Annotated in this window: 22 protein-coding genes, 1 tRNA gene and 4 pseudogenes; 10 read left to right on the top strand and 17 right to left on the bottom strand. The window is 70.1% G+C overall.

Features of this window, described 5'->3' with window-relative positions; genetic code table 11:
• Positions 1–114: 114 nt before the first annotated feature.
• The 4 genes and pseudogenes from ABZ826_RS31330 to ABZ826_RS31315 form a co-directional block, all read right to left on the bottom strand.
• Positions 115–540, bottom strand: a pseudogene (locus ABZ826_RS31330) (3'-5' exonuclease); the annotation flags it as partial.
• A 137-nt stretch (positions 541–677) separates the two neighbouring features.
• Positions 678–921 (bottom strand): annotated as a pseudogene (locus ABZ826_RS31325) (peptidoglycan bridge formation glycyltransferase FemA/FemB family protein); the annotation flags it as partial.
• Positions 922–969: 48 nt separating this feature from the next.
• The gene (locus ABZ826_RS31320) at positions 970–1,317 is read right to left on the bottom strand and encodes a helix-turn-helix transcriptional regulator (protein WP_361455752.1); all 348 of its coding nucleotides are present in this window, start codon (positions 1,315–1,317) and stop codon (positions 970–972) included.
• A gap of 243 nt (positions 1,318–1,560) precedes the next feature.
• Complete coding sequence (locus tag ABZ826_RS31315) at positions 1,561–2,682, bottom strand: hypothetical protein (protein ID WP_361455768.1); 1,122 nt, start codon at positions 2,680–2,682, stop codon at positions 1,561–1,563.
• A gap of 247 nt (positions 2,683–2,929) precedes the next feature.
• On the opposite strand from ABZ826_RS31315, the gene ABZ826_RS31310 reads away from it, so the two are divergent.
• Complete coding sequence (locus ABZ826_RS31310; protein WP_361455749.1) at positions 2,930–3,181, top strand: hypothetical protein; 252 nt, start codon at positions 2,930–2,932, stop codon at positions 3,179–3,181.
• A 487-nt stretch (positions 3,182–3,668) separates the two neighbouring features.
• On the opposite strand, the gene ABZ826_RS31305 is transcribed toward ABZ826_RS31310, so the two are convergent.
• Both ABZ826_RS31305 and ABZ826_RS31300 read right to left on the bottom strand, forming a co-directional pair.
• Positions 3,669–3,935: a hypothetical protein gene (locus ABZ826_RS31305; RefSeq protein WP_361455746.1), complete on the bottom strand. Its 267-nt coding sequence runs from the start codon at positions 3,933–3,935 to the stop codon at positions 3,669–3,671.
• A gap of 226 nt (positions 3,936–4,161) precedes the next feature.
• Positions 4,162–4,290: pseudogene (locus tag ABZ826_RS31300) on the bottom strand (ATP-binding protein); the annotation flags it as partial.
• A gap of 172 nt (positions 4,291–4,462) precedes the next feature.
• Here ABZ826_RS31300 and ABZ826_RS31295 point away from each other — a divergent pair.
• The 3 genes from ABZ826_RS31295 to ABZ826_RS31285 all read left to right on the top strand — a co-directional run bounded on the left by ABZ826_RS31295 (position 4,463) and on the right by ABZ826_RS31285 (position 6,194).
• Positions 4,463–5,320, top strand: a complete 858-nt coding sequence (locus ABZ826_RS31295; RefSeq protein WP_361455743.1) for a helix-turn-helix transcriptional regulator — start codon at positions 4,463–4,465, stop codon at positions 5,318–5,320.
• Positions 5,317–5,520, top strand: a complete 204-nt coding sequence (locus ABZ826_RS31290; RefSeq protein ID WP_361455741.1) for a DUF397 domain-containing protein — start codon at positions 5,317–5,319, stop codon at positions 5,518–5,520. The genes ABZ826_RS31295 and ABZ826_RS31290 overlap by 4 nt, the downstream gene beginning before the upstream one ends.
• A 113-nt stretch (positions 5,521–5,633) precedes the next feature.
• Positions 5,634–6,194 (top strand): GNAT family N-acetyltransferase, encoded by a 561-nt coding sequence (locus ABZ826_RS31285; RefSeq protein ID WP_361455738.1) that lies wholly within the window; start codon positions 5,634–5,636, stop codon positions 6,192–6,194.
• A gap of 52 nt (positions 6,195–6,246) precedes the next feature.
• Here the strand turns inward: ABZ826_RS31285 and ABZ826_RS31280 are convergent.
• From ABZ826_RS31280 to ABZ826_RS31265, 4 genes and pseudogenes are all read right to left on the bottom strand, one after another.
• Positions 6,247–6,489 (bottom strand): annotated as a pseudogene (locus tag ABZ826_RS31280) (Imm49 family immunity protein); the annotation flags it as partial.
• Positions 6,485–6,844: a hypothetical protein gene (locus tag ABZ826_RS31275; protein WP_361455735.1), complete on the bottom strand. Its 360-nt coding sequence runs from the start codon at positions 6,842–6,844 to the stop codon at positions 6,485–6,487. The gene ABZ826_RS31275 and the pseudogene ABZ826_RS31280, both read right to left, overlap by 5 nt.
• Positions 6,845–6,952: 108 nt before the next feature.
• Entirely contained in the window at positions 6,953–7,564 is a 612-nt protein-coding gene (locus ABZ826_RS31270) for a DUF1349 domain-containing protein (RefSeq protein ID WP_361455732.1), read from the bottom strand.
• Complete coding sequence (locus tag ABZ826_RS31265) at positions 7,561–9,081, bottom strand: aldehyde dehydrogenase (NADP(+)) (protein ID WP_361455729.1); 1,521 nt, start codon at positions 9,079–9,081, stop codon at positions 7,561–7,563. Before ABZ826_RS31265 ends, ABZ826_RS31270 begins: the two co-directional genes overlap by 4 nt.
• 172 nt (positions 9,082–9,253) lie before the next feature.
• Between ABZ826_RS31265 and ABZ826_RS31260 the strand changes: the two genes are divergently transcribed.
• The 4 genes from ABZ826_RS31260 to ABZ826_RS31245 all read left to right on the top strand — a co-directional run bounded on the left by ABZ826_RS31260 (position 9,254) and on the right by ABZ826_RS31245 (position 13,567).
• On the top strand, positions 9,254–10,024 hold the full coding sequence (locus tag ABZ826_RS31260) for an IclR family transcriptional regulator (protein WP_361455726.1): 771 nt from the start codon (positions 9,254–9,256) through the stop codon (positions 10,022–10,024).
• Positions 10,025–10,026: 2 nt separating this feature from the next.
• Positions 10,027–10,521 carry a GNAT family N-acetyltransferase gene (locus ABZ826_RS31255; RefSeq protein ID WP_361455723.1) on the top strand — a complete coding sequence of 165 codons (495 nt, stop codon included), beginning with the start codon at positions 10,027–10,029 and terminating at the stop codon, positions 10,519–10,521.
• Positions 10,522–10,584: 63 nt separating this feature from the next.
• Positions 10,585–12,036, top strand: a complete 1,452-nt coding sequence (locus ABZ826_RS31250; protein ID WP_361455720.1) for a penicillin-binding transpeptidase domain-containing protein — start codon at positions 10,585–10,587, stop codon at positions 12,034–12,036.
• Positions 12,037–12,346: 310 nt separating this feature from the next.
• Complete coding sequence (locus tag ABZ826_RS31245; protein ID WP_361455765.1) at positions 12,347–13,567, top strand: MFS transporter; 1,221 nt, start codon at positions 12,347–12,349, stop codon at positions 13,565–13,567.
• Positions 13,568–13,610: 43 nt separating this feature from the next.
• Here ABZ826_RS31245 and ABZ826_RS31240 read toward each other — a convergent pair whose 3' ends face one another.
• Positions 13,611–14,789 (bottom strand): hypothetical protein, encoded by a 1,179-nt coding sequence (locus ABZ826_RS31240; RefSeq protein WP_361455717.1) that lies wholly within the window; start codon positions 14,787–14,789, stop codon positions 13,611–13,613.
• Entirely contained in the window at positions 14,786–15,745 is a 960-nt protein-coding gene (locus ABZ826_RS31235; protein ID WP_361455714.1) for a 5-dehydro-4-deoxyglucarate dehydratase, read from the bottom strand. Before ABZ826_RS31235 ends, ABZ826_RS31240 begins: the two co-directional genes overlap by 4 nt.
• 330 nt (positions 15,746–16,075) lie before the next feature.
• Between ABZ826_RS31235 and ABZ826_RS31230 the strand changes: the two genes are divergently transcribed.
• A complete protein-coding gene (locus ABZ826_RS31230; protein WP_361455711.1) occupies positions 16,076–16,885 on the top strand; it encodes an NAD(P)-dependent oxidoreductase in 810 nt (269 codons plus the stop codon).
• 195 nt (positions 16,886–17,080) lie between these two features.
• Positions 17,081–18,292, top strand: coding sequence for a TerD family protein (locus ABZ826_RS31225; RefSeq protein ID WP_361455708.1), 1,212 nt, complete (start codon positions 17,081–17,083; stop codon positions 18,290–18,292).
• 109 nt (positions 18,293–18,401) lie between these two features.
• On the opposite strand, the gene ABZ826_RS31220 is transcribed toward ABZ826_RS31225, so the two are convergent.
• From ABZ826_RS31220 to ABZ826_RS31200, 5 genes are all read right to left on the bottom strand, one after another.
• The gene (locus tag ABZ826_RS31220; RefSeq protein WP_037711258.1) at positions 18,402–18,632 is read right to left on the bottom strand and encodes a hypothetical protein; all 231 of its coding nucleotides are present in this window, start codon (positions 18,630–18,632) and stop codon (positions 18,402–18,404) included.
• 74 nt (positions 18,633–18,706) lie between these two features.
• Positions 18,707–20,290 carry a TROVE domain-containing protein gene (locus ABZ826_RS31215; RefSeq protein WP_361455705.1) on the bottom strand — a complete coding sequence of 528 codons (1,584 nt, stop codon included), beginning with the start codon at positions 20,288–20,290 and terminating at the stop codon, positions 18,707–18,709.
• Positions 20,291–20,648: 358 nt separating this feature from the next.
• Positions 20,649–20,718 (bottom strand) — tRNA-Ile (locus tag ABZ826_RS31210).
• Between the two features lie 93 nt (positions 20,719–20,811).
• On the bottom strand, positions 20,812–22,269 hold the full coding sequence (locus tag ABZ826_RS31205; protein WP_361455702.1) for an alkaline phosphatase PhoX: 1,458 nt from the start codon (positions 22,267–22,269) through the stop codon (positions 20,812–20,814).
• A gap of 358 nt (positions 22,270–22,627) precedes the next feature.
• Positions 22,628–24,082, bottom strand: a complete 1,455-nt coding sequence (locus tag ABZ826_RS31200) for a hypothetical protein (RefSeq protein WP_361455699.1) — start codon at positions 24,080–24,082, stop codon at positions 22,628–22,630.
• Positions 24,083–24,264: the final 182 nt, after the last annotated feature.

The following is a 24,264-nucleotide window of genomic DNA, read 5'->3' as shown; positions in this document are numbered from 1 at the left end:
ACGCGGTACTCCGCGAACTCCAGGCCCTCCTGGCCACCTGGACCGGCGCCTGCTCGATATGCGGCCAACCCGCACCAACCCCCGAACCCCACCACAGAACCTAACAAAGCCCTAGTAGGCCGCGGCGAATACGGCCTTGGCGTTGGTGTGGGTGCGCTCCGTCGGATAGCCGAACGGGTACGCCACCCCCTCGGCCTGGCTCTGCCGAGCGAATTACCGACGGTCGTACTCGCCCCAGCTCGCCCAGGGGCGCTCACCGGCCTCGTACTCCTCGACGAGGATCCGGCACGCCTCGCCGAAGGTGACGCCCCGTTCCACCTCGGCTTGCGTCAGTCCGGTCAGTTCGGCGCAGAAGTCGCTCACCGCCGACCGGGCAGGGCGGACCAGGACACGGTGCCGGGACACGCGGCGCCGTGCCGACACGTCCACGACGGTGAGACCAATTTCGATGATCTCGTTCACAGAGCCGGGCGGCGGCTGCCCGTCCCGGCAGGTGGCTTCCACATCGATGACGTTCAGCAGGGCGGATCCGTGGCGCATGGGGCCGAGGGTAGGGATGCGCGCCCGGTCCCGGCACCCCAAAATTCCGCATGCCCACACCGTCACCGCCAACAGCAACCTCTTCGAGCCGGACACCGCACATAGCCATCGATCCCCAGATCTTGACAATTACTCGAAATGAAGCGGTCCTGCTCGGCGGTCTCCACATAGATGTCGTAGAAGGCGGGCACGTCCTCGGATTCACCCTGGAAGGCTTTGACGCCGGCCTCTCCGCCTTCTTGATGTTGCGGCGCCACTGCTGGTTGGGCCCCGCTGGATCTCCTTCAACGACGGCCCCGGGAAAAGCACTTCGAAGACGTAGCACGGCTGGTCCGCGGCGAAGCCGCCCTCGCCGCCTGGCTCGGCCTGCTGCCAGCCCACTGACATTCGGCGACGGGTCCGCTCGTGGGCGGACCCGGCCACCTCAGCTCAGGCGACAGTAGACTCAAGCCAGCAGTCTGCGATCTTGCCGCGATGCCCGGAGCATGACAGATCGGTACACAGCGAGCTGTGGACCAGGGCAGAGACGATCGCGGCCTGTGTCCGCGTCTGCTGTCCCAACTTGGCCACGATGTTCGCGATGTGTGCCTTCACCGTGCGTTCGGCGATCCCCAGTTCCCTTGACAGCTCCCGGTTGCCCAGGCCCGTGCCCAGCAACAGAAGAACCTCTCTTTCGCGGCCGGTCAGGGTCTTCAGCTGCCAGACGCCGGTTTCCGGGTCGTGGCCGGTTCGCCGGTAGGAACATGCGGTGTCTGCCGCGTCGGACCGTGTGGTCATGCCGGTCCCTTTCTGGACGCCGCGATTCCCAGCAGACCCCCGTGGCTTGGTTGCTGCGGCGGCCACCGGCCAACCTACCTGCCAGCTCATACGACGTTCACAACATTCTGGCTGACGCGACTTTCAGGTGACCATAAGGGCATGGCCCGAAAGGGGGCCTGTCAGCCAGCCAGGCGAATAGGGCGACGCCGAAGCCCCGCACCGGACGGTGCGGGGCTCCCATTGCGCAGCGCGCACAGTCGGTTACTTGAACTTGCCGTAGTAGCCCGTGAGATCGGCCTCCGGGCAGGCCGCCGAGCCGATCAGGCAGAGCTCGTTCGCGTAGCTGCGCTTGTAGATGTCCGCGACTTTTCCGCCGTTGTAGATGTATATGTGGTGGTTCGGCATCAGCCGGTGCTTGCCGGATATGATCGACCAGTTCCCGCCGGTCGTCACGTGCATCGAAAGAGCGCCGTCGATCGCACCCTTGACGCCACCCAAGCCCTTGCAGAAGGGGTTCGTGGCATGTGTGAGAAGCCGGACGTCCACGTAGTTGCCGCCCGACCCCATCTTCTTGGCTTTCATGTCCTTGTCGGAGGCGGTCTTGGTGGCGACCAGCTTGCCCGGCTTCTTGACGTAGACATGACTGACCCCGATGTCCTTGTAGCCGTCGACCCTCTTCGACTTCCACGTGATCATCGCGTTCAGGACCGTGCGGTACTTCGACGACTTCCAGTCATAACCGTGACCGTCACCGCCGAACTGGAAGTTGGACCCGTAGTCGCAGCCCGCCTTGGGCGCATTGATCTTCTTCTGGGGGATGAACGTCATCCACGTCACCGTGGTGGTTCTGGCGACCGCCGCCGCCGTCGCCTGCCGCACTGCCTGCCGGCGCAGCGCGCTCAACTGGTCCTCTCCGCCGCGGACCATGGGGATGGACACCTGCATACCCCATACGCGGGCCTTCGGATTGCCACCCTCAGGAAGGATGGGGGCGACCCGGTAGGTGTGGCGGCTGCCCGCCCGCAGTCCGGTGTCGCGGAAGGACGTGACTCCGGCGCCAAGCGACGCGATGTCCTTGCCGTCGCGGCTGACAACGTAGCGGGCCTCCCGGTCGTAGCCCTGCCAGGAGATGTCCACGAAGGAGGTGCCAGTCGCGGCGGCGATGCCCTGGTCGGTCATTGAGCGGTCGACCACCGCCGTACGGCTCGACGAGGTCCGCAGCACGGCGAATCCCTGGCTGTCGAGCAGGCGCCCCGTTGCGCTGGAGGGGGAGAAGCCGCTCACGTCCGTCAGCCCGTGCTCACGTACCGCGGACAGGGAGAAGGCGGAGGCGTCCGGGCGAGGGTAAGGCTCCGGTGAGGCGGAGGCCGGGAACCCGGTCACCAAACGTGCCAGAGTGGCTACAGTCAGTGATGTCAACTTCAGTGCACGACCGTCCAGCTTCACAGACTTCTCCCCGTGTTTCGTGTCTCATGTGGTCGGCGCCACACTAGGGAGAAATTGCATCAGCGGATATTGACCAATCGGGCACTGCCCCAATGGGCATCCCCTGACCGCGCTACCCGCGCCTGCCATGATGGGACTCACGGATACCGTTCCCGCACAACGGAGCCAGGACAAGGACAAAGATATGCCCACCGGACAAACCGACAGCCCCGCGTCGCTCTACGGTGGCGCCTCTTCCGCTCTCGGCATCCTCGCCTGCCTCATCTCCCTGTTCGCCGGCTACATCGGAGCCGGAATCCCCGTCATCTTCGGCGCCCTGGCGGTCACGCTCTCCGTCATCGGCTTCGCCGTCGGGTCCCCGCGCCGCTCCTGCACCCTGGGCCTGTGCACTGGGCTGTTCGGCTTCCTCCTGCCCGTCATCGTCGCGGCAGCCTGAGTGGCTGGTACTCAGGCAATACGCGGCAGGTTCGCTCGCTGCACCCGTGGGAACGCCATATGAGCACCGTGACGTGGACGCCGTGCACACAGGTACGCGACAAATCGCTGGTCTTCGCAGTGCAGTTGAGCAACACACAGCCCTCGCCAACGACCGTGAAGGCGAAGCTTTTCGCGGTCCTGCAAGAGGGTCGCCGGCCTCCGAGCCCGGCATGACTGTTGCCCCCTGTCGAAGTTGGTGACCTGGTGGGTGGCGTCACCGGGCCCGCCGGGCGGGAGCGGCCCCACATGAGGGCAGACGGCCCTGGACTCGTCGTAGCCGCTCGCAAGGAACGCGTCCACGGCCGGGGCGGCGGCGAGCTGGACCGCGGCCGACAAGGCAGCTGCCTCGGTACTGTCGGAGGCCGGGAGCTCGTTTCCCGGCCGTGGCTGCGGTACGACGGCGGCCGCGGCTGCTGGCGGGTCGATGCCTTCCCCTGCCGGGCGGTCTACTGGTCGGGGTGGACGGCCTGGACGCCGGTTCCTTCGTACAACTCGGGTGTGAGGGTGAGGAGGAAGCGGCCGGCTGGGAAGTCGGCGACGGGGCGGGCGGCGTGGATGGCGTGGACGGCCGCCCAGGGGTGTCCGGCGTGCAGCAGCTCTGTGGCAGTGAGCGCGGCGGCGATGTCGAGGGGCTCGATCGTGATGAACCGCAGCCCGTGGATGTAGGCGAGGAGTCCGGGCCGCTCGATGTCGCCGGCGGCGAGGGGGAGCACCGGGGCGTATAGGGTGCCCAGGCCGCCGGAGGCCTGGACGTAGAACGCGGCGACGGTCTCGTTGAACGGGTCCTTACGGTCGTGGAGGGCGGTGGCGGTCGTGTGGTCCAGGACGACCCTTCTACTTCTCCATCAGATCCGGCCAGTCGGTGACGAAGCACCGGCAGAAGTCGGGAAGCTACATGTGCTCCAGCAGCGTCGGCGTGCTGAACTACAGCGGCGGCACCTCACGCGGCCATCCCCACGCCGCCAGTTGTTCCACGGCAAGCAGGCGGGCAAGTCGGGCACCCCGGCGGGTGGCACTGAACAGCTGGGTGAACTGCGGTGCGGAGGCGGCCGGTTGCGGAATTTCGATCTCTACGGATTCGCTCGTCACGGCACTCAGCGTGGCCAAGCGACCGTACGCTGACCAGCAACGACAGCGGTACGTAGCGTGCGTGTACCGGTACTTACGGCGACCGGTACCGGTTGTCCCCCGTACCGGGGCGACGAACGCGGTCGGCCCCATGGAACGAAGGCGGGCAGCGATGGAACTGGACGGTGCGATCGGTGACAACGACGACTCGGAGGAGGCCGCGGACCTGTTCCACGTGATCGGCAGCCAGCTCCGGCTGCTGCGCGAGCGGTCCGGGCTCACCCAGCGCGAGCTGGGCGACCGGCTCGGATACAGCGAGGACCTGATCCGTTCGCTGGAACGGGGACGCAGGACGCCGCAGCCCGAATTCCTGGACGCGGCGGACGACCTGCTGGCGGCGGGCGGCCTGCTGCGGGCGGCGAAGGAGCAGGTGGCACGGGCGAAGGCGCGGGCCCGGGTGAAGCATCCGGCGTGGTTCACGGACTACGCGAAGCTGGAACGCAGAGCTGTCGAACTCCACGACTTCAGCACACTCGCACTTCCTGGATTGCTCCAGACCGAGGAGCATGCTCGCGCGGTCTTCGCGAGTCGTCAGCCACTCCTGCCCGAAGAGGTCGTCGAACAGCGGGTACTCGCTCGGCTGGAGCGCCAGGAAATCCTGACGTGCTGGCCACCGCCGTTGGCAACATTCACCATTGAGGAGTCGGTACTCCGGCGGCCCATCGGAGGGAGAGACGTTCACTGTCCGCAGCTGGAGCAACTGATCAAGTTCGCAGGGCTGCGCAGCGTGGAGCTCCAGGTCATGCCAACCCACGTCGAGGAACACCCGAGCCTTGGAGGTCCGTTCATCCTGCTCACCCCGAGGGGGCGCGCTCAGGTCGGCTATCTGGAAATCCAGAACACCAGCAAGCTGGTCACGGACCTGGAGGAGGTACGTATGCTGTCGGCGCGATACGGCAGCATCCGAGGCCAGGCACTCAGCCCCCGCAAATCCCTGACACTGATCGAGAAGATCCTGGGAGAACAATGAGCAACCGTCAGCCCATCGACGACGCCAACCTCACCTGGTCCAAGAGCAGTTACAGCAGCGGGGAAGGCGGCGCATGCCTGGAGATCGCCACCGCCGGACAGGCAGTCCTCATCCGCGACTCCAAAGACACGACCCTCCCCCACCTCACACTCGACCGCGCCGGCTGGGCACACTTCGTGCGGTACGCGGCCGGGGCCTGAGCGTCGGGACCGCCCGGTGCCGGTCGCACGACGCCGGGCGTTCATCCGCGGGCCGTCGCCCGCCGACAGGAAATCCGGTGGCGGCCGGGCCCGTCCGTGGTGAAGATCGCGGCATGCCCATCTCCCTGGAGACCGACCGGCTCATCCTGCGCGAGTTCACGGCGGACGACACCGACCACCTGGTCGCGCTGGACAACGATCCCGAGGTCATGCGCTTCATCAACGGCGGCCGTCCCACCAGCCGTGAGGCCATCCAAGAGCGGTCCCTGCCCCGGCTCCTGCTCGACCACCCCTGCTGGGGGGCCCGCGGCTACTGGGCCGCTGAGGACGGGGCCACCGGCACCTTCCTGGGCTGGTTCGAGTTCCGGCCGCTGCAGCAGCACAGCCCTGCCGTCGTCGAACTCGGCTACCGGCTGAACCGGACGGCATGGGGGCGCGGCTGGGCCACCGAGGGGTCCCGGGCCCTGATCCACAAGGGGTTCACGGAACTGGGGGTCGAGCGGGTCACGGCGAACACCATGGCCGTCAACGCCCGCTCCCGCCGCGTCATGGAGAAGTCGGGCCTGTCCTTCGTCCGGAACTTCACCGGGGACTGGCCGGAGGCGATCGAGGGTTCCGAGCACGGCGAGGTCGCATACGAACTCACCCGGACCGCGTGGGAGAAGTCTCGATAGACACCGGCGTTCTCCAGGGCCTCGGCCGAGCGGCCGAGGCCACGGTCCTGACCTATTTGGCGGTCCAAAGGCCCAGGTCGTTCGCCTCGGAGTCCGCCGCCCGCTGCAGCGCCTTCGGGGAACCCAGCATGCCGTGCGGCAGATAGCCGGACCGGACGCCCAGCTCCCACCCGTGCACCTGGACCGCGAGGGCGGCCAGGGCAAGGGCACCGAGCGGCAGCAGGGTCCTGGGGGCGGGATCGGGGCCCGCACTCTCCCGGTGCTCGATGAGCCGGGCCACGAGGGCCTGCTCAAATCAGCAATGCCGTCATGAACTGCGCCACGACGTGCAGGAGCAGCAGCCAGGCGCGTGCGCGGACGAACGGCAGCCACCTTCTCGGCCACGCGACCGCCGCGATGCCGAGCACGATCGCCGCCACGAAACTCCCGGGGATCCAGCCCCGGGGGACGTGGGCGCAGTCCACGCCGTACGTCACACAGCCGGACGCCCGGGTTGTGCTCAGCACGAAGAGGCCGCAACCGATCAGCACGGGCACGAGCATGCACAGGGCGATCCAGGAGGCCGCGCGGATATTGCGGTCCGTGCGTTCATGGTCGGCGGGTTCGGCGTGGGCCGTGCGGACCTCGGTGCAGGAGGGTGTGGCGTTCATGCCCTCCACCCAACCCTCCGCGGAGGCCGGAGGGTTGGGGGCCGGTACTCGTTTCCAGTGAGTACGTACGCTCATTCATTTGATGGCTCGAAGAATGTTCGGGAGAACTCAGCTCCCGTCGCGCAGATCCTCAAGTCCCGTCGCACGGAACGCGATCCGGTCGAATGACGCCTCGCAGCCCTCGCCCGTCGGCGACTGGACCAGGAAGCCGACCGACGCGTCGGCCGCGCGCTCCGGCTCGCCGAGGGCGAAGACGCGGACGAAGGTCCACTTCTCGCCGTCGGACGAGGCGTGGAAGGCGAACGCGTCGCCCGTGCGGCTGAGGCGCAGCCAGCAGCTGTTGCCGTCCACGACGAAGGAGTTGACGTCGTCGGAGTGGCCGCGGGTGACGACCGTGCAGACGGTGGGCAGGTCCGGGGAGAGTTCCAGGCAGATCTTGGCCCACTCCCGTTCCCCGACATGGAGGTAGAGGACCCCCGCGTCGAAGGCCGCGGCGAAGTCGACCTCGACCCGGGCGAGCAGCTGGAAGTCGCCCCGGGGTGCGGTGCCGAGGAGGCGGGGTGCGTCGCTCACGGAGTCCAGGGCTTCGCCGCCGGGTGGTACGAACCGGTCCTGGCGGGCTCCGGCCCGGCCGGTCAGTGTGCCGTTCTCGTACGTCCAGTCGGCCTCGGGGCCGAACGGGCGCAGCCTGAAGGGAAGTTCGGGAAGTTGCGGAGTCATGCGCGACGGCCGTTCACTCGGCGGGGCAGGTTCAGGGGGTTGTCTTCGCGAAGTTCCGGAGGGAGCAGGGCCTCGGGGGTGGTCTGGTAGGTGACCGGGCGCAGCCAGCGTTCGACAGCGGTGGCGCCGACCGAGGTGGACGTGGAGGTGGTGGCCGGGTAGGGGCCGCCGTGGTGCTGGGCGGGGGCGACGGCGACGCCGGTCGGCCAGCCGTTGACGAGGACCCGGCCGGCCAGGGGCGTGAGGGCCGCGAGGAGTCCGGGGGCGTCGGCGTCGGTGCCGTCCGCGGCGATCTGGAGGGTGGCGGTGAGATTGCCGGGGAGGCGGGAGAGGACGGCGGTGATCTCGTCCTCGGAGGCGTAGCGGGCGACGACCGTGACCGGCCCGAAGCACTCCTCCAGAAGCGCGTCGTGCGGGCCCTGCGTGGTGAGGAGGTGCGCCGGTACGGTGAGGAAGCCGGCCGAGACGGTGTGGTCGCCGCCCGAGCCGGGGGTGACCGGGGCGTCCACACCGGGGAGTTCGGCACGTTCCCGTACCCCCGCGACGAAGGCGTCACGCATCCGGTGGTCGAGCAGGACCGCGGCCTCGGTGTCGCTGACGGCGTCGGTCAGCGACTTCAGCAGCCGTTCGCCGGTCTCCCCCGCCGGGGCCAGGACGAAGCCGGGCTTGGTGCAGAACTGGCCCGCCCCCATGGTCATCGAACCGGCGAGCCCGGCGCCGATCTGCTCACCGCGTTCGGCGGCTGCCGCCTCCGTGACGACGACAGGGTTGAGCGAGCCCAGCTCACCGTGGAAGGGGATCGGCGCCGGGCGGGCCGCCGCCGCGTCGAACAGGGCACGGCCGCCGCGTACGGAGCCGGTGAAACCGGCGGCGGCGACGAGCGGGTGCTTGATCAGTTCGATGCCCGCCTCGAAGCCGTGCACCAGGGTCAGTACGTCCTCGGGCAGGCCGACCTGCGCCGCCGCCCGGCGCAGGAGGGAGGCGCACAGTTCGGAGGTGGCGGGGTGGTCGGGGTGCGCCTTGACGACGACCGGGCAGCCGGCCGCCAGCGCGCTCGCGGTGTCGCCGCCGGGGACGGAGAAGGCGAGCGGGAAGTTGCTGGCCGCGTACACGGCGACGACGCCGAGCGGGATCTTGTAGCGGCGCAGGTCGGGCCAGGGCGGGGTCCGGGTGGCGTCCTCGTGGTCGATGTGGATGTCGAGGAAGGCGCCCTCGTCGACGACCTCCGCGAAGGCCCTCAGCTGGGCCGCGGTGCGGGCGAGTTCGCCGGTGAGCCGGGCCGGTCCGAGCGCGGTCTCCGCGTCGGCGGCCTCGATGACGTGCTCCCCGGCCCCGGTGAGCAGATCGGCCGCGGCGCGCAGGAACGCGGCGCGCAGGGTGCGGTCGGCGAGCGATTCGCGTACCGCGTGGGAGGCCCGGACCGCGCGGTCGACCTCCTCGGCTGTAGCCTCCACCGCAACCTGCTCACGCGGGTTCCCGGTGCGGGGGTCGACGCTCCAGACTGGTGCTGCTGCCACCGTGATTCCTTCCGCTCCGCTGCCACACATCAGAAGTTGTTCGGTATTCTGAACAGAGTTCTCGATCGTGAATATGAGGCGACTCTATTTCCGGGCGTTCAGCGTTGGCAAGAAGTCGCCGAGGTCAAGAAGTCGCAGGGTTTCATAAGTGGGTTGGAAGGGGCGTAGGGCGATGTCGGCTGCCGAGTCTGGTGGGGCACAGGTCAAATCCGCCGTGCGGACGGTGGAACTGCTCGAATACTTCGCCGGTCGGCCTGGCATGCACTCGCTCGCGGCAGTGCAGGAGGCCGTCGGCTACCCGAAGTCGAGCCTCTACATGCTGCTGCGCACGCTGGTCGAGCTGGGTTGGGTGGAGACCGACGCGACGGGCACACGGTACGGGATCGGTGTACGCGCCCTGCTGGTCGGCACCTCCTACATCGACGGCGACGAGGCCGTCGCGGCCTCCCGCCCGACCCTGGACCGGCTCTCCGACGACACGACGGAGACCATCCACCTGGCCCGCCTCGACGGCACGAACGTGGTGTACCTCGCCACCCGGCAGTCCCAGCACTATCTGCGCCCCTTCACCCGCGTCGGCCGCCGGCTGCCCGCCCACTCCACGTCGCTCGGCAAGGCGCTCCTGGCCACCCACAGCGACGAGCAGGTCCGCAAGATGCTCCCGGAGACTCTGCCCGCGCTGACCGAACACACCATCACCGACCGCGAGAAGCTCATCGAGGAGCTGCACCTCATCCGCGAGCAGGGCTACGCGGTGGACCGCGAGGAGAACACCCTCGGACTGCGCTGCTTCGGCGTGGCCATCCCGTACCGCACCCCCGCCCGCGACGCCATCAGCTGCTCGGTGCCGGTGGCCCGGCTCACGCCCGCGCACGAGCAGATGGTGAAGGACGCGCTGTTCGACGCGCGGGACCGGCTGACGCTGGCCACCCGGAGGCTCTGATCATGCGGGTTGCACTGCGCGAGGTGCGCGACGGAGATCTGTCGCTGTTCTTCGCATTCATGTCCGATCCGGAGTCGGTCAGGACGGCGGCCTTCACCAGCGAGGACCCCACCGACCGGCACGCGTTCGACGCGCACTGGCGAAGGATCCTGGCCGACGGCTCCGTCGTGATGCGGACGGTGGTCGCGGACGGCGTGGTGGTCGGCAACGCCGGGGTGTACGGGCCGCAGGGCGACCGCCAGGTCACCTACTGGATCGACCGGGCGCACTGGGGCCGCGGGCTCGCGACGGCCGCGCTGCGCGCGCTGCTCGACGCCGTACCGGAACGCCCGCTGCACGCACGGGCCGCGGCCGACAACACCGGTTCGCGCCGGGTGCTGGAGAAGTGCGGGTTCGCCGTCACCGGCGAGGATCACGGGTTCTCGCACGTCCGCGGCGAGGAGACCGACGAGTTGCTGTTCACCCTGCCCCGGCGATCACAAGGCAGCCGATCATGAGAAATAGGTGAGAAACGGTACAACCGGGAACCCCGCGCGGAGCCCGGCTCGTCCCTTCGGGGGATGAACAAAACGATCAGGCGCACCTCGGTCTTCTGCCTGCTGCTGGTCCTCGCCCTGCTGGTTCGGGCGACCTGGGTGCAGGCGTACCAGGCACGGGCGCTCGCAGACGACGACCACAACCGGCGGAAGACCATCGCGCAGTACGCGCAGCCGCTCGGCGACATCATCGTGGCCGGGAACCCGGTCACCGGATCGAAGAGGACGGTGGGCAGCGATCTCGCGTACAAACGCACCTACAAGCAGGGCGAGCTCTACGCGGCCGTCACCGGCTACAGCTCGCAGGCCTACGGCGCCACGCAGCTCGAAGGGATCTACGGCCATGTGCTGGACGGCACCGATGACCGGCTGAAGAGCCCGATGGACGTGGTGACGGGCAAGCAGGCGGCCCCCGGGAACGTCCTGACCACGATCGACCCCGATGTGCAGAAGGCGGCGTACGAGGCGCTCGGCGACGACAAGGGCGCGGCGGTCGCGATCGACCCGAAGACCGGGAGGGTCCTGGGCATGGTCTCCACCCCCTCGTACGACCCGTCGAAGATCAGCGGGACGGCGGACGGCGACGCCTGGAAGAAGCTGCTGGACGACAAGGACAAGCCGATGGTCAACCGTGCGCTGCGGCAGCCGCTGGCGCCCGGTTCGACGTTCAAGCTGGTGGTGGCGGCCGCGGCGCTGGAGGACGGGCTGTACAGCTCGGTCGACGTGCCCACGGACAGCCCCAATCCGTACCCGCTGCCCGACACCACCCGGAACCTGGAGAACGAGAGCGCCTCGGCCCCCTGCGAGAACGCCACACTGCGCACCGCGCTCCAGTACTCCTGCAACAACGTCTTCGGGAAGGTCGCCGTCGATCTCGGCCAGGACAAGGTCAGGGCGATGGCGGAGAAGTTCGGCTTCAACACCGAGAAGCTCGACATGCCGGTGCGGGCCTCCAAGAGCATCTACCCGTCCGGCATGGACAAGCCGCAGACGGCCCTGTCGGGCATCGGCCAGTTCGAGGTCACCGCGACGCCGCTGCAGATCGCCATGGTCTCGGCCACCCTCGCCAACGGCGGCGAACTGGCCGCACCCCACATGGTGTCCGCGGTGACGGACTCCAAGGGCAACACGTTGCAGGACTTCGCGGACGGGGACACCAGGCGCGTCGTCTCGCAGTCGACCGCGGAGCAGCTGCGCAGCGCGATGGTGACCGTCGTCGAGCAGGGCACCGGCAGCAACGCCAGGATCTCCGGCGCCGAGGTGGGCGGCAAGACGGGTACCGCGCAGAACGGCGTGGGCAACAGCAAGACCCCGTACGCCTGGTTCACCTCGTACGCGAAGGACAAGTCCAGCGGCAAGGAGGTCGCGGTGGCGGTCGTCGTCGAGGACTCGGGCGCGGCCCGCGCGGAGGTCAGCGGCAACGGTCTGGCGGCGCCGATCGCCCAGAAGATGATGAAGGCGGCGCTGGCGGGTTGAGGGAGTTGGGTGGGAGCCGTCGCCGGGCGGGCCACGGCTCCCGCCCCGCCCCCTCATCCCGCCCGTCGTGCGCGCCGTCCCCGGCAATCCCCTCCCCTGGGGCCGGGGACGGCGCGCATGACGGAATGTTTCGTCAACGATCCTGACAAAAGAACGTCGCCGTCATCCGGCATCCGCCGTAGAACCGGCGGGAGGACGACGGGCCGGGGCGGGAGGGGGTAGGGCATCCGCCCGATGCCGCAGGGCGTCCTTGGTCGCCAGCCTGATGACGTGACGAAAGCGCGGGTCAGGAGGGGTTGTGGTGGATGCGATGTCGGGGTCGGGGTCGGGGTCGGCGACGGTACGGGTGCTGCGGGACCGTACGGCGGGGCTGTTTCTGGCGGCGGTCGTCATCTCCGGTTTCGGGACGTCCGCGATGTGGCTGGCGGCCGGGGTCTGGGTCAAGTCGCTCACCGGGTCGGACAGTCTGGCGGCGCTCGCCGCCTTCGCCATGTGGCTGCCGGTGCTCATCGGGCCCGCGCTCGGGACCATCGCCGACCGGCTTCCCAGAAAACCGCTCCTCGTGTGGTCGAACCTCGTCATGGCCGGGCTGCTGGCCTCCCTGGTCCTGGTCGATTCGGCGGGGCGGATCTGGATCCTGTTCACCGTGCTCGTCCTGTACGGGGCGAGCTTCGTCCTGATGGGCGCGGCCGAGTCGGCACTGATCGCCGGGGCCGTCGACAGCCGGCTGCTGGGTGATTTCAACGGGCTGCGGATGACGGCGAGTGAGGGCATGAAGCTGCTGGCGCCGCTGGCCGGCGCCGGACTGTACGCCCGCTTCGGGGGCGGCACCGTGTCGCTGCTGGACGCGGTGTCGTTCGCGCTGGCGGCCGGGGTCTGCGCGATGCTGCCGGTGCGGGAGCCGGCCGGGACCGCTCCGGCCGCCCGGCGGGGCGAACTCGCCGCCGGCATACAGTTGGTGTGGACATCGCCGGTACTGCGGCCCCTGGTGCTGACGGGTTCGGTGACGATGCTCTGCGCGGGGCTCAACGGGGCCGCGATCTATGCCGTCGTCGATGACGGTCTCGGGCACTCCCCCACGTACGCGGGGGTGCTGTACGCGGTGCAGGGTGTCGGGTCCGTCGCCGTCGGGCTGCTGGCCGGGCCGCTGCTGCGGCGGCTGCCCGAACGGGTGTTCACGGCGGCGGGGGTCGCACTGTTCGCGGTGGCGGTGGCGTCGCGGGCGCTGCCGTACGACGCGGTGGCGCTGGTGGCGAGCGCGGCCATCGGGTTCGGGCTGCCGTGTGTGCTGATCGCCGCGATGACGGCGGTGCAGCGGGAGACTCCGGACGCCGTGCTGGGCCGCACCACCGCGACCGCCGACACGCTGATCATGGTGCCGAACGCGATGGCGCTGGCACTCGGCGCGGGGCTGATCGCGCTGGTGGACATCCGGGTGCTGCTGCCGGTGGTGGGTGCGGCGGCGCTGCTGACCGCGGTCCTGCTGGTCACGGGCAGGCGAACGGCGTCTCCCCTGCTCGAATGGAGTTGAGAGCCCGGGGACGGCCGAAGAACGCCCCACCGGCCCGATCTCCTCATCGACCGAGGCGTGACAGTGCTCCGGCGACGGCTCGAAGGTCCGGGTCGGAGGCCAGCCCGGCGTGGTAGAGGCGCAGTTGGTTCGCGCCGAGCGAGGCCGCGTGCGCCGCGTCCCGCTCCAGCGTGGCGGGGCTGCCCCCCATCCCGGTGACCACGGTGAAGTTGGCCGCGAGCACGCCCTCGCGCCCGGCGAACGGGCCGAGCACCGCCTCGCGCGCCGCGTCACCGCCGGTGCAGGGCAGCACCACACCGTCCGCCACCGACACGATGTGCTCCGGGTCGACTCCGACGTTCGCACCGCAGCGGTACGGCGCGGGGTCGGCGTGCAGCAACACCTGGAAGTCCGGCCCCGCCGCCGCCCGCACAGCGGCGACCACGGACTCCTGGAGCGTACGGGCGACCCTGCCGCGCCACTTGAGGGTGGTGGCGGCGAGGTCGGCGCCGAGGAGCTTCTCCACGCCGGTCCACCCGGCCTCCGGAGAGCCGGAACCGGACCAGGCGGGCTCCAGAGCCCGGCGTACGGAGGCGGCCAGCTCGGCCGCTTCCAGGCCGTGTCCGGCGTAGCCGGTCCGGCAGTCGGGGCAGAAGCAGAGCGACATCAGATACTGCGCCGCGTCCCCGAGACCGACGCCCGCGATCTTGTCGTGGGCGTGCAGATGAGCGAAGCCGTACCAGCCGCAGGACTCCAGCTCGGTGCCGTACGCACCGCCGCGCACCGCCGCCTCCGCCGCCAGGCCCACCAGGTACGCGCGGACCGCGGGCTGCGCGATGCAGGGCGCCCAGGGGTAGCGGTCGCCGTAGGCGTTGACCACGGAGGTGTCCGGGTGCTCGGCGCCCAGCCGGGAGTTGTGCGCGAGCACCACCCAGGTGTGCACCTGAAGGCCGGCGTCGCAAAGGGCCTGTGCGGCCTCCGCGTACGGATCGTCCGAGGCCATCCAGGACTGCTCGTACGGACGCAGTGCGCGCCCGGCCCACCGTGCGGCGTCCGGCGGGTAGAGCACCGCGGCGTGCTCGGCGGTGACGATGCGACGGCCGGGGTGGCGCGGGGTGAGCGCCCGGGTGGAGTGGTAGGCGGCGGCGAGCGTCACCTGCTGGACACCCAGGTCCGCGACGCGGGCGGCCGCGTCCGGGTCGCCGACGACGTCCCAGGGGTAGAGGAAGGCGGAAGTTCTCATCCGCGCCCCTCCTGTCCGTACTTCTCCAGCAGCGCGCGGCCGCGCGCGATGATCTCGGCGAGTTCCTCGATGTGGGCGGCGGGCGGCTCGGTGAGCGGGGTCCGGACCTCGCCCACGTCCAGACCGCCCATCCGGACCGCGGCCTTGACGAGCGAGACGGCGTAGCCGCGGCCCTTGGCGCGCAGTTCGACGAGCGGCCGGTAGAAGCGGTCCAGGAGCGCGCCCGCCAGGTCGTCGTCGCCGGAGTCCAGCGCCCGGTAGAAGGCCAGCGCGATGTCGGGCGCGAAGGCGAAGACGGCGGAGGAGTAGAGCGTCACGCCGATGCCCCGGTAGGCGAGCCCGGTGAGTTCGGCGGTGGGCAGCCCGTTGAAGTACAGGAAGTCCCGGCCGGGCAGTTCGGTGCGGACGGCGCTGACGATGCGCTGCATCAGATCGAGGTCGCCGTAGCCGTCCTTGAGGCCGATGACACCGGGCGTTTCGGCCAGGGCGACGACGGTCTCCGGGGTGAAGACGGCGTTGTCGCGCTGGTAGACGATCGTCTCCAGACCGGTGGCCGCGGCCAGTGTCGCGTAGTGGCTCAGCAGTCCCGCCTGGTCGGCGACGACGAGATACGGGGGCATGGCGAGGAGCCCGTCCGCGCCCGCCTCCTCCGCGAGCCGCGCGTACTGGATCGCGAGCGCCGTACCGTATCCGGCCCCCGCGACGACGGGGACCTCGCCGGCGGTCTCCTCGACGGCCGCGGCGACGAGGAGACGGAACTCCTCCGGTGTCAGCGCGTGGAACTCACCGGTGCCGCAGCAGGCGAAGACGGCCGCCGCACCGGCGTCGACGCCGGTGCGCACATGCGCCCGGAAGACGTCGAGGTCGACGGAGCCGTCCGGTCCGTACGCGGTGACGGGGAAGAAGAGCGGCCCGGCGACACGGCTGAGTCGGGCGGCAAGGGGGGCTGAGGTCACGGGCGCTCCCTGAGCAGGTCCAGGCGTGCACAATTCTGATCGACGTCCATATTCATGAACGCCCTCACGCTAAGGCAGCCGCCTGGCACAGGTCAAGACGGGAGCGCGCGGCCCATCCGGCCACAGACCCGGAGTCACCGACTCCGCGAGCGACTCCACCGGGGAGCGCCCGGCACTTGACGCGAAACGCGATGACTTCTTAGCTTGTCCATGCATATGAATGCCGTCCATGGTTTTGATGTCTCGCGCCGCGTACCGCAGGTACCGCCGGGGTTGTGCACCCGCGCGGGCTGCGCGCGCGTGCACCTGTGTACCGAGGAGATCCGCCGTATGCCCGCTCCCCGCACCGTCCTGCTCACCGGCGCCGCCGGCGGCCTCGGCACCCTGATGCGCGGACTGCTGCCCGCGTACGGCTACGAGCTCCGCCTCCTCGACCTCGTCCCCATCGAGGGCGAACCGGACGCGATCACGGCCGACCTCGGCGACAGGGTGGCACTGCGCGAGGCCGTGCGGGGCGTCGACGCGATCATCCACCTCGCGGGCATCTCCCTGGAGGCCTCGTTCGACAAGATCCTCAGGGCGAACATCGAGGGGACGTACAACCTCTACGAGGCCGCGCGCGAAGAGGGCGTCGGACGCGTCGTGTTCGCCTCCTCGAACCACGTCGTCGGCTACACGCCCCGTCCGCTCGCCGACGATCCGCTGATCCCCGTCGGGACGCCGCGCCGCCCCGACACCTTCTACGGCCTGTCCAAGTCCTTCGGCGAGGACCTCGCCCAGCTGTACTGGGACCGGCACGGCATAGAGACCGTCTCCGTACGCATCGGCTCCTGCTTCCCGGAGCCGACGTCCGTACGGATGCTCTCGGTCTGGATGAGCCCCGAGGACGGCGCCCGGCTCTTCCACGCCGCGCTCACCGCCGAGAACGTGCGGCACACCGTCGTCCACGGCTCCTCCGACAACACCCGGCTGTGGTGGGACCTGACGACGGCCCGTTCGCTCGGATACGAGCCGAAGGACGACTCGGAGCCGTACGCGGCCGCGCTCGTCGCCGAGCAGGGGGAGCTGGACCCGGACAACCCCGACCACGCCCACCTCGGTGGCCACTTCTGCACCAACCCGCCGATCTGGCCGCACTGACGCCGTGGCCGGAGAGCCTTTCCGGCCGCGGCACCGGCCGCAGCGACCGCCCGGTGCGCCCGACGACACCGGCGGGGCCGACCGCACGGCGCACCGCTCCGGGCGGGCGGGACGGTCCGGGCGGTCCTGTCAAGAGTGCGCCAAGGCGGGTGAAGGTAAGGGAACGGCAAAGCCAGGTCGTTCGTTACGTCGTGCATGACCGCAATGACCCCCGGCTCGAACATCCCTCTCTCCGCCGCCCGCGTGGCAGTGGACGTCTCCGCTCCGGTGCGGCTCGACGTCTCGGGCCTGCTGCTCACCGTCGACGGCAAGGTGCGCTCCGACGACGACTTCATCTTCTACAACCAGCCCGTCGGCCCCGGGGTGACCTACCGCTCCGGCGGCGGGACGGCGCCGGACGCGATCCTGGTGGACACCGCCGCGGTCCCGCCCGGCATCGAGAAGATCGTCGTCACGGCGAGCCCGGACGCGGCGGGCCAGACCTTCCAGGGCATCGAGCCCACCGCGACCGTGCGCAACGCCGACGACGGCAGCGTGATGGCCACGTTCACCCCGCCGCGTCTCGGCGCCGAGACGGCGCTCGTGGTCATCGAGGTCTACCTCCGCAACGGCGCCTGGAAGGCCCGCGCGGTCGGCCAGGGCTATGCGAACGGACTGGCCGGTATCGCCACGGACTTCGGCGTCTCGGTGGAGGAGGAGCCCGCCGCCGCACCCGCGCCCGCCGCACCGCCGATGCCGACGGCCCCGCCCGTGGACCCGCGGATCGCCGCGCCTCCGGCCCCCGCCGCACCCCCGGCCCCCGCCGCCCCGCCCGCGCCCGCCGCCTCCGGCAAGATCAACCTCGACAAGGGCCGGGTCAGCCTCCAGAAGAACCAGACGGTCTCGCTGGTCAAGGCCGGCCGGCCGCTGCTCTCCCAGGTCAAGATGGGCCTCGGCTGGGAGCCCGCGTTCCGCGGCAAGGACATCGACCTGGACGCCTCGGTGATCGCCTACGGCCCCGACCGGAACCACCTGGACAGCTGCTACTTCGGCAAGCTCTCCATCCTGAACGGCGCGATCAAGCACTCCGGCGACAACCTCACGGGTGAGGGCGCGGGTGACGACGAGGTGATCGTCGTCGACCTGGGCCGGATCCCGGCGAACGCGACCGGCCTGGTCTTCACGGTCAACTCGTTCACCGGCCAGAAGTTCACCGAGGTCGCCAAGGCCTACTGCCGACTGGTCGACGCCACCACCGACGAGGAGCTGGTCCGCTTCGACCTGACCGGCGCGGAGCCGCAGACCGGCGTGATGATGGCCAAGCTGATCAAGCAGTTCTCCGGCGAGTGGGAGATGACGGCCATGGGTGACTTCGTGAAGTCGCGCACCGTCCGCGGCATGGTGAAGCCCGCCGCCCAGGCGCTCTGACCCGGCGAAGGCCCGCGACGCGACCTCAGGGGCACCTGCGATTGCCAGGTGCCCCTGAGGACCATGGAGTCGGACGGGACGCAGAAGCCCCGCGCGCTCGTCGGCTCGCTCAGAGCTTGGTCAGCTTGGAGTACGGGCTCAGGATCCTCCCCTGTCGCCCCGAGAAGTCGATGAGCACCGCGTCGTTGTCGCCCTCGACGGCAAGGACACGGCCGAGCCCGAACTGATCGTGGGACACCCTGTCGCCCACATCGAACAATTCGACCGGTGGGGCCGCCTGGGCCGGGCGGTTGAAGGGACTGGAGGGCAGGTGGCGCCGGGATCCGGCTGACTGTTTCATTACCTTGAGTATGCGCCCTGGGAAGGCCCGACGCCATGCCCGTCCACTCCTGGGGTGTACGGACGCCGGATTGGTCATCGGCCGTTCCAGGGCCAGTCCGCGTCCCGGCCCGCTTCCAGCAGCGGCACCATGCGGAACGCCGCGTCCGAAAGCCCCCCGAAGGTATGGCGGTTCGCGCTTCCCGACGGAGCGTGTCCCACCCGGTATCCGGCGAGGTTCCAGGTGTACACGGGCACGGTGGACGGCACGGCCGCGGTGGCGTCCGCGGCGTACGAGAACGCCGCCTGCTCGTCCGTGACGATCAGTACGCGGTCGTGGCTCCGGTAGTGCAGGCGCACCGCCTCCGCGGTGTGGGTGCCGCCGAGGTCACCGAAGCGCTCCAGGACCTTCAGCACGGACTCGCCGCGCCGGTACGTCACCCGTGCACTGTTCGTACCGAATTGCACCAAATCGGCATGGGGCGCCCTCAGTGCCAGCGCCGTACCGAAGATCGCGGCGGCGTCGGCCCGGCTGAGCTGTGAACGGTCCGAGAGCGGCGACCACATCGAGCCCGAGCGGTCGACCAGGATCAGCGTCCGCCCCGGCAGTGCGGGCACATTGCGCAGGGAGTGGCCGAGCGCCTTCTCCAGCGGGTGGGCCCAGCGCAGCGAGGGCGCGTGCCGATAGGCGGCGAGATAGCGGAACGGGAACTGCCGCGACGCGGCGACCACCTCCGGGTCGCAGATCCTCGCCGCCACCCGCGCGGCGACCTCGTCCGAGACGCCCGTCTCGTCGAAGTTGCGCAGATTGCGCAGGAGCGCCATCGCGCCCATCGACGGAATGACCGCTTCCCACGCCGCGGCGTCCATGGGCCCCTGCAGCCACCCGGCCAGCGCCTCCCAGGTCATGCCCGCGGCAGCCAGCCGTTCCGCGCCGTCCTCGCCGGTGACGACGGCTCGGCGCTCCTCGACCGGCAGTTCCATCAACGCGCGGTGGGCGGTGAGGGTGCGGTCGGAGACCGGCACCACGGCCGTCTCCGGGTGGTGGCGACGGTCGAGGGCGTACCGGAACAGCTCGCCCTGCCACGGCTTCTGCGGGTCGGGCGAGGCGTGCACCAGATTCAGGATGTCGCCGAAGCGGTAGCCCTTGGACGCGGTGTCGTACTTCAGCAGCGACGTGCTGTGGTAGAGACGGCGTACGGCATCGCCGATGCCGCGCTTGACGGGCTTGGGCACGGCACGGCCGTAGCGTGAGGTCCAGTAGCCGAGGAGCTCCCCGGGTTCGTCGGCGCGCAGCAGGACGGAGTCGACGACCTGCCGGTTGGACGGACCGTCCTCGGCGCCCGCGTCGAGCCGCGCCTTCACGTACTCGGCGGCGCCGACGATCGAAGCGGTACGCATCTGGCCGTCGCGGCGCAGCCAGTGGAGCAGACCGGCGGTCCACTCGGGGTCGCCGACGGCGAGTACCCGCACCAGCTGGGCGAACCGGTCGTCGCGCCGCTCGCCGTCCTCGTAGAAGGTCTGCTGCGAAACGAAGTTGGCGACGGCAAGCAGGAAGAGTTCGGAACGATTGTCGCGGAGATGTCCTCGGCCGCCCTGATGGGTCCGTGCCGTCTGCCCGGTCGACTTCACGGGCGAGTCGGCGCGGGGCCGGGTGGTGCGGGTATTGAAGCGTGCCATCTGAATTCCCCCGAATTCATTGGGAGAAGGCACAGCGGAAAAGGGTGCCCGAGATCAGGGATCGGCGACGGGCTTGCCCGATGCTCTTCCACTTTGAGCTACCGGCCGTGGCCGGGCGGGACTTGAACCCACAACCGTCGGATCCAGAAGTAGCCGTCACCTGCGCACCGGGCACCCCCCGGCGTCTGTGCCTCCCGAGATCAGAGTCGGCGACGGCATTTTCGTGGAAGGAAGTAGCCGTGGCCTGCGCACCGGGAGGTGCGTGCATTTCTTGCTGATGAAGTTGTTGATGTGCCCAGAGATCAGGGTCGGCGGAACCGACGAAGGTGCTCTACCGACTGAGCTACACCGGAACGAGATCCGGTGGCGGGACTCGAACCCGCGACATCCCCATTATCAGTGGAAGTAGGTCCTGCCTGCGCACCTGGGCACAGACAGGACTCTAGAGGGGGAACTCCGGGGCGCGCGAGGGAATTACGCGCGCGAAATGCCCTCCGGAAGGCTTCCGGCGCTACCGGCCGTCAGTGGCGGTTCGGCTGGCGCTTCCACGGGCCGGTGATGGCGAGCATGATGCCCGGCGTCTGGATGTTCGCGTACAGCGTCTTGCCGTCGGGCGAGAAGGTGACACCGGTGAACTCGCTGTACTCCGGCTCCTCTTCGCTGCCGATGTTCAGCTCGTTGCGCGCGATCGGGTACGTGCGACCGCTCTCGGTCGCCCCGAAGAGGTGCTGGATGCCGTTGCCGTCCTCGGCGATGACCAGACCGCCGTACGGCGAGACGGTGATGTTGTCCGGGCCGTCGAAGGCACCGTCCTTCGACGGGTCGGCGTTCACACCCAGGAGCACCTTCAGCGTCAGCGTGCGGCGCTTCGGGTCGTAGAACCAGACCTGGCCGTCGTGCTGGACGGGGCTCTCGGCGCGGGCGAACGAGGAGACGATGTACGCGCCGCCGTCGCCCCACCACATGCCTTCGAGCTTACGGGCGCGGGTGACCTGGCCGTCCGTGAACTGCTTGCGCACCGAGACGGTCTTCGCGTCACGGTCGGGCACATCGGTCCAGTCCACGCCGTACACCGTGCCGATCTTCGTGGCGCGGGACAGGTCGTCGACGAACTTGCCGCCGCTGTCGAAGCACTTGGCGGCCTGGAGGACACCGGCGTCGCCGGCGAGCGTGCGGAGCTTGCCGCGGCCGTGCCGGAAGCCCTGCGGCGGGACCCAGCGGTACAGCAGCCCGTTGGGGCCCGCGGCGTCCTCGGTCAGATAGGCGTGGCCCTGCTTGGGGTCGATGACGACGGCCTCGTGGGCGTACCGGCCGAGCGCCTTGATCGGGCGCGGGTCGCGGTTGGCGCGCCTGTCGTACGGGTCGACCTCGAAGACGTAGCCGTGGTCCTTGAGCAGGCCGTTCTTGCCCGCCTTGTCCTCGGTCTCCTCACAGGTGAGCCAGGTGCCCCACGGGGAGGCGCCACCGGCGCAGTTGGTGGACGTACCGGCGATGCCGACCCACTCGGCGGTACGGCCGTCGCGCCGGGTCTCCACGACGGTGCAGCCGCCCGCCGCGACCGGGTCGTAGACGAGGCCCTCGGCGAGCGGCACCGGGTGCTCCCAGCCGGCGCGGGTACCGCTCAGCTCGTGGTTGTTGACGAGCAGCGTGACACCGCGCGGGCCCTCGAAGGTGGCCGTCCCGTCGTGGTTGGAGGGGGTGTACTCGCCGGTCTCCAGCTTGGTGACACCACTGTGGGTGATGACCTTGTACGAGAATCCGGCGGGCAGCGAGAGAAGGCCCTCGGGGTCGGTTACCAGCGGTCCGTAGCCGGGCCCGTCATGGTGCCCGCGCCCGTTGTCGTGGTCGTGACCGTGCTTCGAGTCCTCGGCGGCCAGGGCGCCGGGCGCGGTGGCCAGCGCGGCGACGGTGCCGGTCAGGGCGATGCCGGCACCGGTGAGGGCGGACTGTCTGGTGAATTCCCTGCGCGTGAAGGGCATCACGTACTCCTGGAGCGACTGGGCGGGTTGTTGGCGCGCCCACAGTCGCGCCCCTGCGCCAACACCAGTTGAACTACGGACGACGTCGAGGGGCATCCTTCCTGTGCAGTTGGCCGGATGCGGTCGGCCTGATGCGAACGGCCGGAGTGACGGCAGCGCCCGCTCCACCCGTCCGCCACGGACCGCCGCACGCGCGCCGCCGCACACCCGCACCGGCACCCGCACCCGCACCCGCACCGCGACGCTCACGCCGCCCGCACGGGCGCGGACCGCCGCGCGCGCGGCCCGCGCGCCCGTCCGGTCTCAGAGCCTGTCGGGCGGCCTTCGATCGCCCGATCAGAGGCCGCCCGACAGGCTCTCAGGCCCCCGTCCGCGACCGCGCCTTGAAGGCCGCCTTGCGGGCCTCCTTGGCCTTCTTCTTGTCGCTGTGCAGCCGCCCCATCGCTTCGAGGACGTCCGCCGTCGCCGGGTGCTCCACACGCCACGCCTCGTCGAAGAAGCCGCCGTGCTGGCCCGCGAGCCCCTCGACCAGGCCCTGGAGCTCGTCCAGATCGCCCTCGGCCGCCAGCTGGGCCGCGATCGTGTCGATGGCGAGCCAGAAGATCATCGGCTCCGGCGGTGCGGGAACGTCCGCCGCACCCAGCTCCGCGAGCCAGACCCGCGCCAGCCCACCGAGCTCGGGGTCGTCCAGCACCGCGCGCACCGCGGGCTCCGCCTCCGCGCCGACCAGCGCGAGCGCCTGCTGGCAGTGGAGCCGGCGCAGCGGCGCCTGCCCGTCCGTTCCGCGTGCCGCCGCCAGGAGTTCGGCCGCGGCGCCGTCCGCACCGCGGTCGGCGAGCCACAGCCGGAACTCGTCGCGGGCCGCCGTCTCGGGGTAGTGGGCGATGCCGCCGAGGAGCGCGTCGGCGCCCTTCTCCGCGAGGTCGCCGACCGCCGGGGCGTCCACTCCGGCCTCCAGCATCCGGGCCCGGATGCCGTACAGGCCGAGGGGGGTCAGTCGCACCAATCCGTACCGGGCGATGTCCTCGTCGTCGGTCCCCGGAGCGGCGTCCTCGCCCTCCTCGACCAGCAACGCCTCGTCCACCGGGCGGTATTCGACGATCCCGATGGGTTCGAGGACCCGGAACTGGTCGTCGAGGCGCATCATCGCCTCGGACACCTGCTCAAGAATGTCGTCGGTGGGCTCGCTCATGTCGTCGGGCACGATCACGGACGCGGCGAGTGCGGGCAGCGGTACGGGGTCCGTGTCCGCGCCGCCGTCGCCGACGGTGAGCAGATACAGATTGGCGAGGACCCCGTCGAGGAACTCCGCCTCCACCTCCGGGTCCCAGTCCAGGGACTCGAAGTCGACCGAGCCGTCCTCGCCGATGAGATCGGCGAAGTCCTCGAAGACAGGAGCGGTGGCGTCGGCGTACACGGCCTCCAGTCCGTCGAGCCAGATCGACAGGACGTCCTGCGGTGAACCGCCGGTGATCAGCGCCAGGTTCTCACCGGCGGCGGCGGTCCCCTCCGCGTCCTCCTCCGCCTGCTCCTGCGGATCGTCGACGTCCACGAGCCCCGCGTCGACCGCGAGCCGCCACGCCTCGCTCGCCTCCGCCGCACCGTCCTCGTCCGCCGTGAGGCCGAGGTGCTCGGCCGCCGCGGGCAGCTGTGCGTCGACGAGCTCGCCACCGGCACCGACCCTCGTCCCGGGGCCCGCCCAGCGGGCGAGTCGGACCGCGCGGGCGAGCAGCGGCGCGGCGAGCGCGTCCCGTGCCAGCTCGGCCTCGGAGTGCAGCCGTACGGGCGGCAGGGTGGAGCGCTCTGCGGACATCAGGTGATTCTCCTCGGGACGTACGGGGCGTACGGGGTCGGGCGGCCCAAGCGTAGACGCATTTCGCCCCATGCCGCCCGGTTCATGCAACGGACAGCCGCAGTCCACCGTGAGGACCTTGACAACCACCTTGCGCACACAAGAGATTGACGCGCGTAGACCTCTACACCACTCTCGATCCC

The sequence above is a fragment of the Streptomyces sp. NPDC047515 genome (assembly GCF_040643055.1).
In the GTDB taxonomy this organism is placed as follows: domain Bacteria; phylum Actinomycetota; class Actinomycetes; order Streptomycetales; family Streptomycetaceae; genus Streptomyces.
This window is presented reverse-complemented; position numbering and strand designations above follow the sequence as displayed.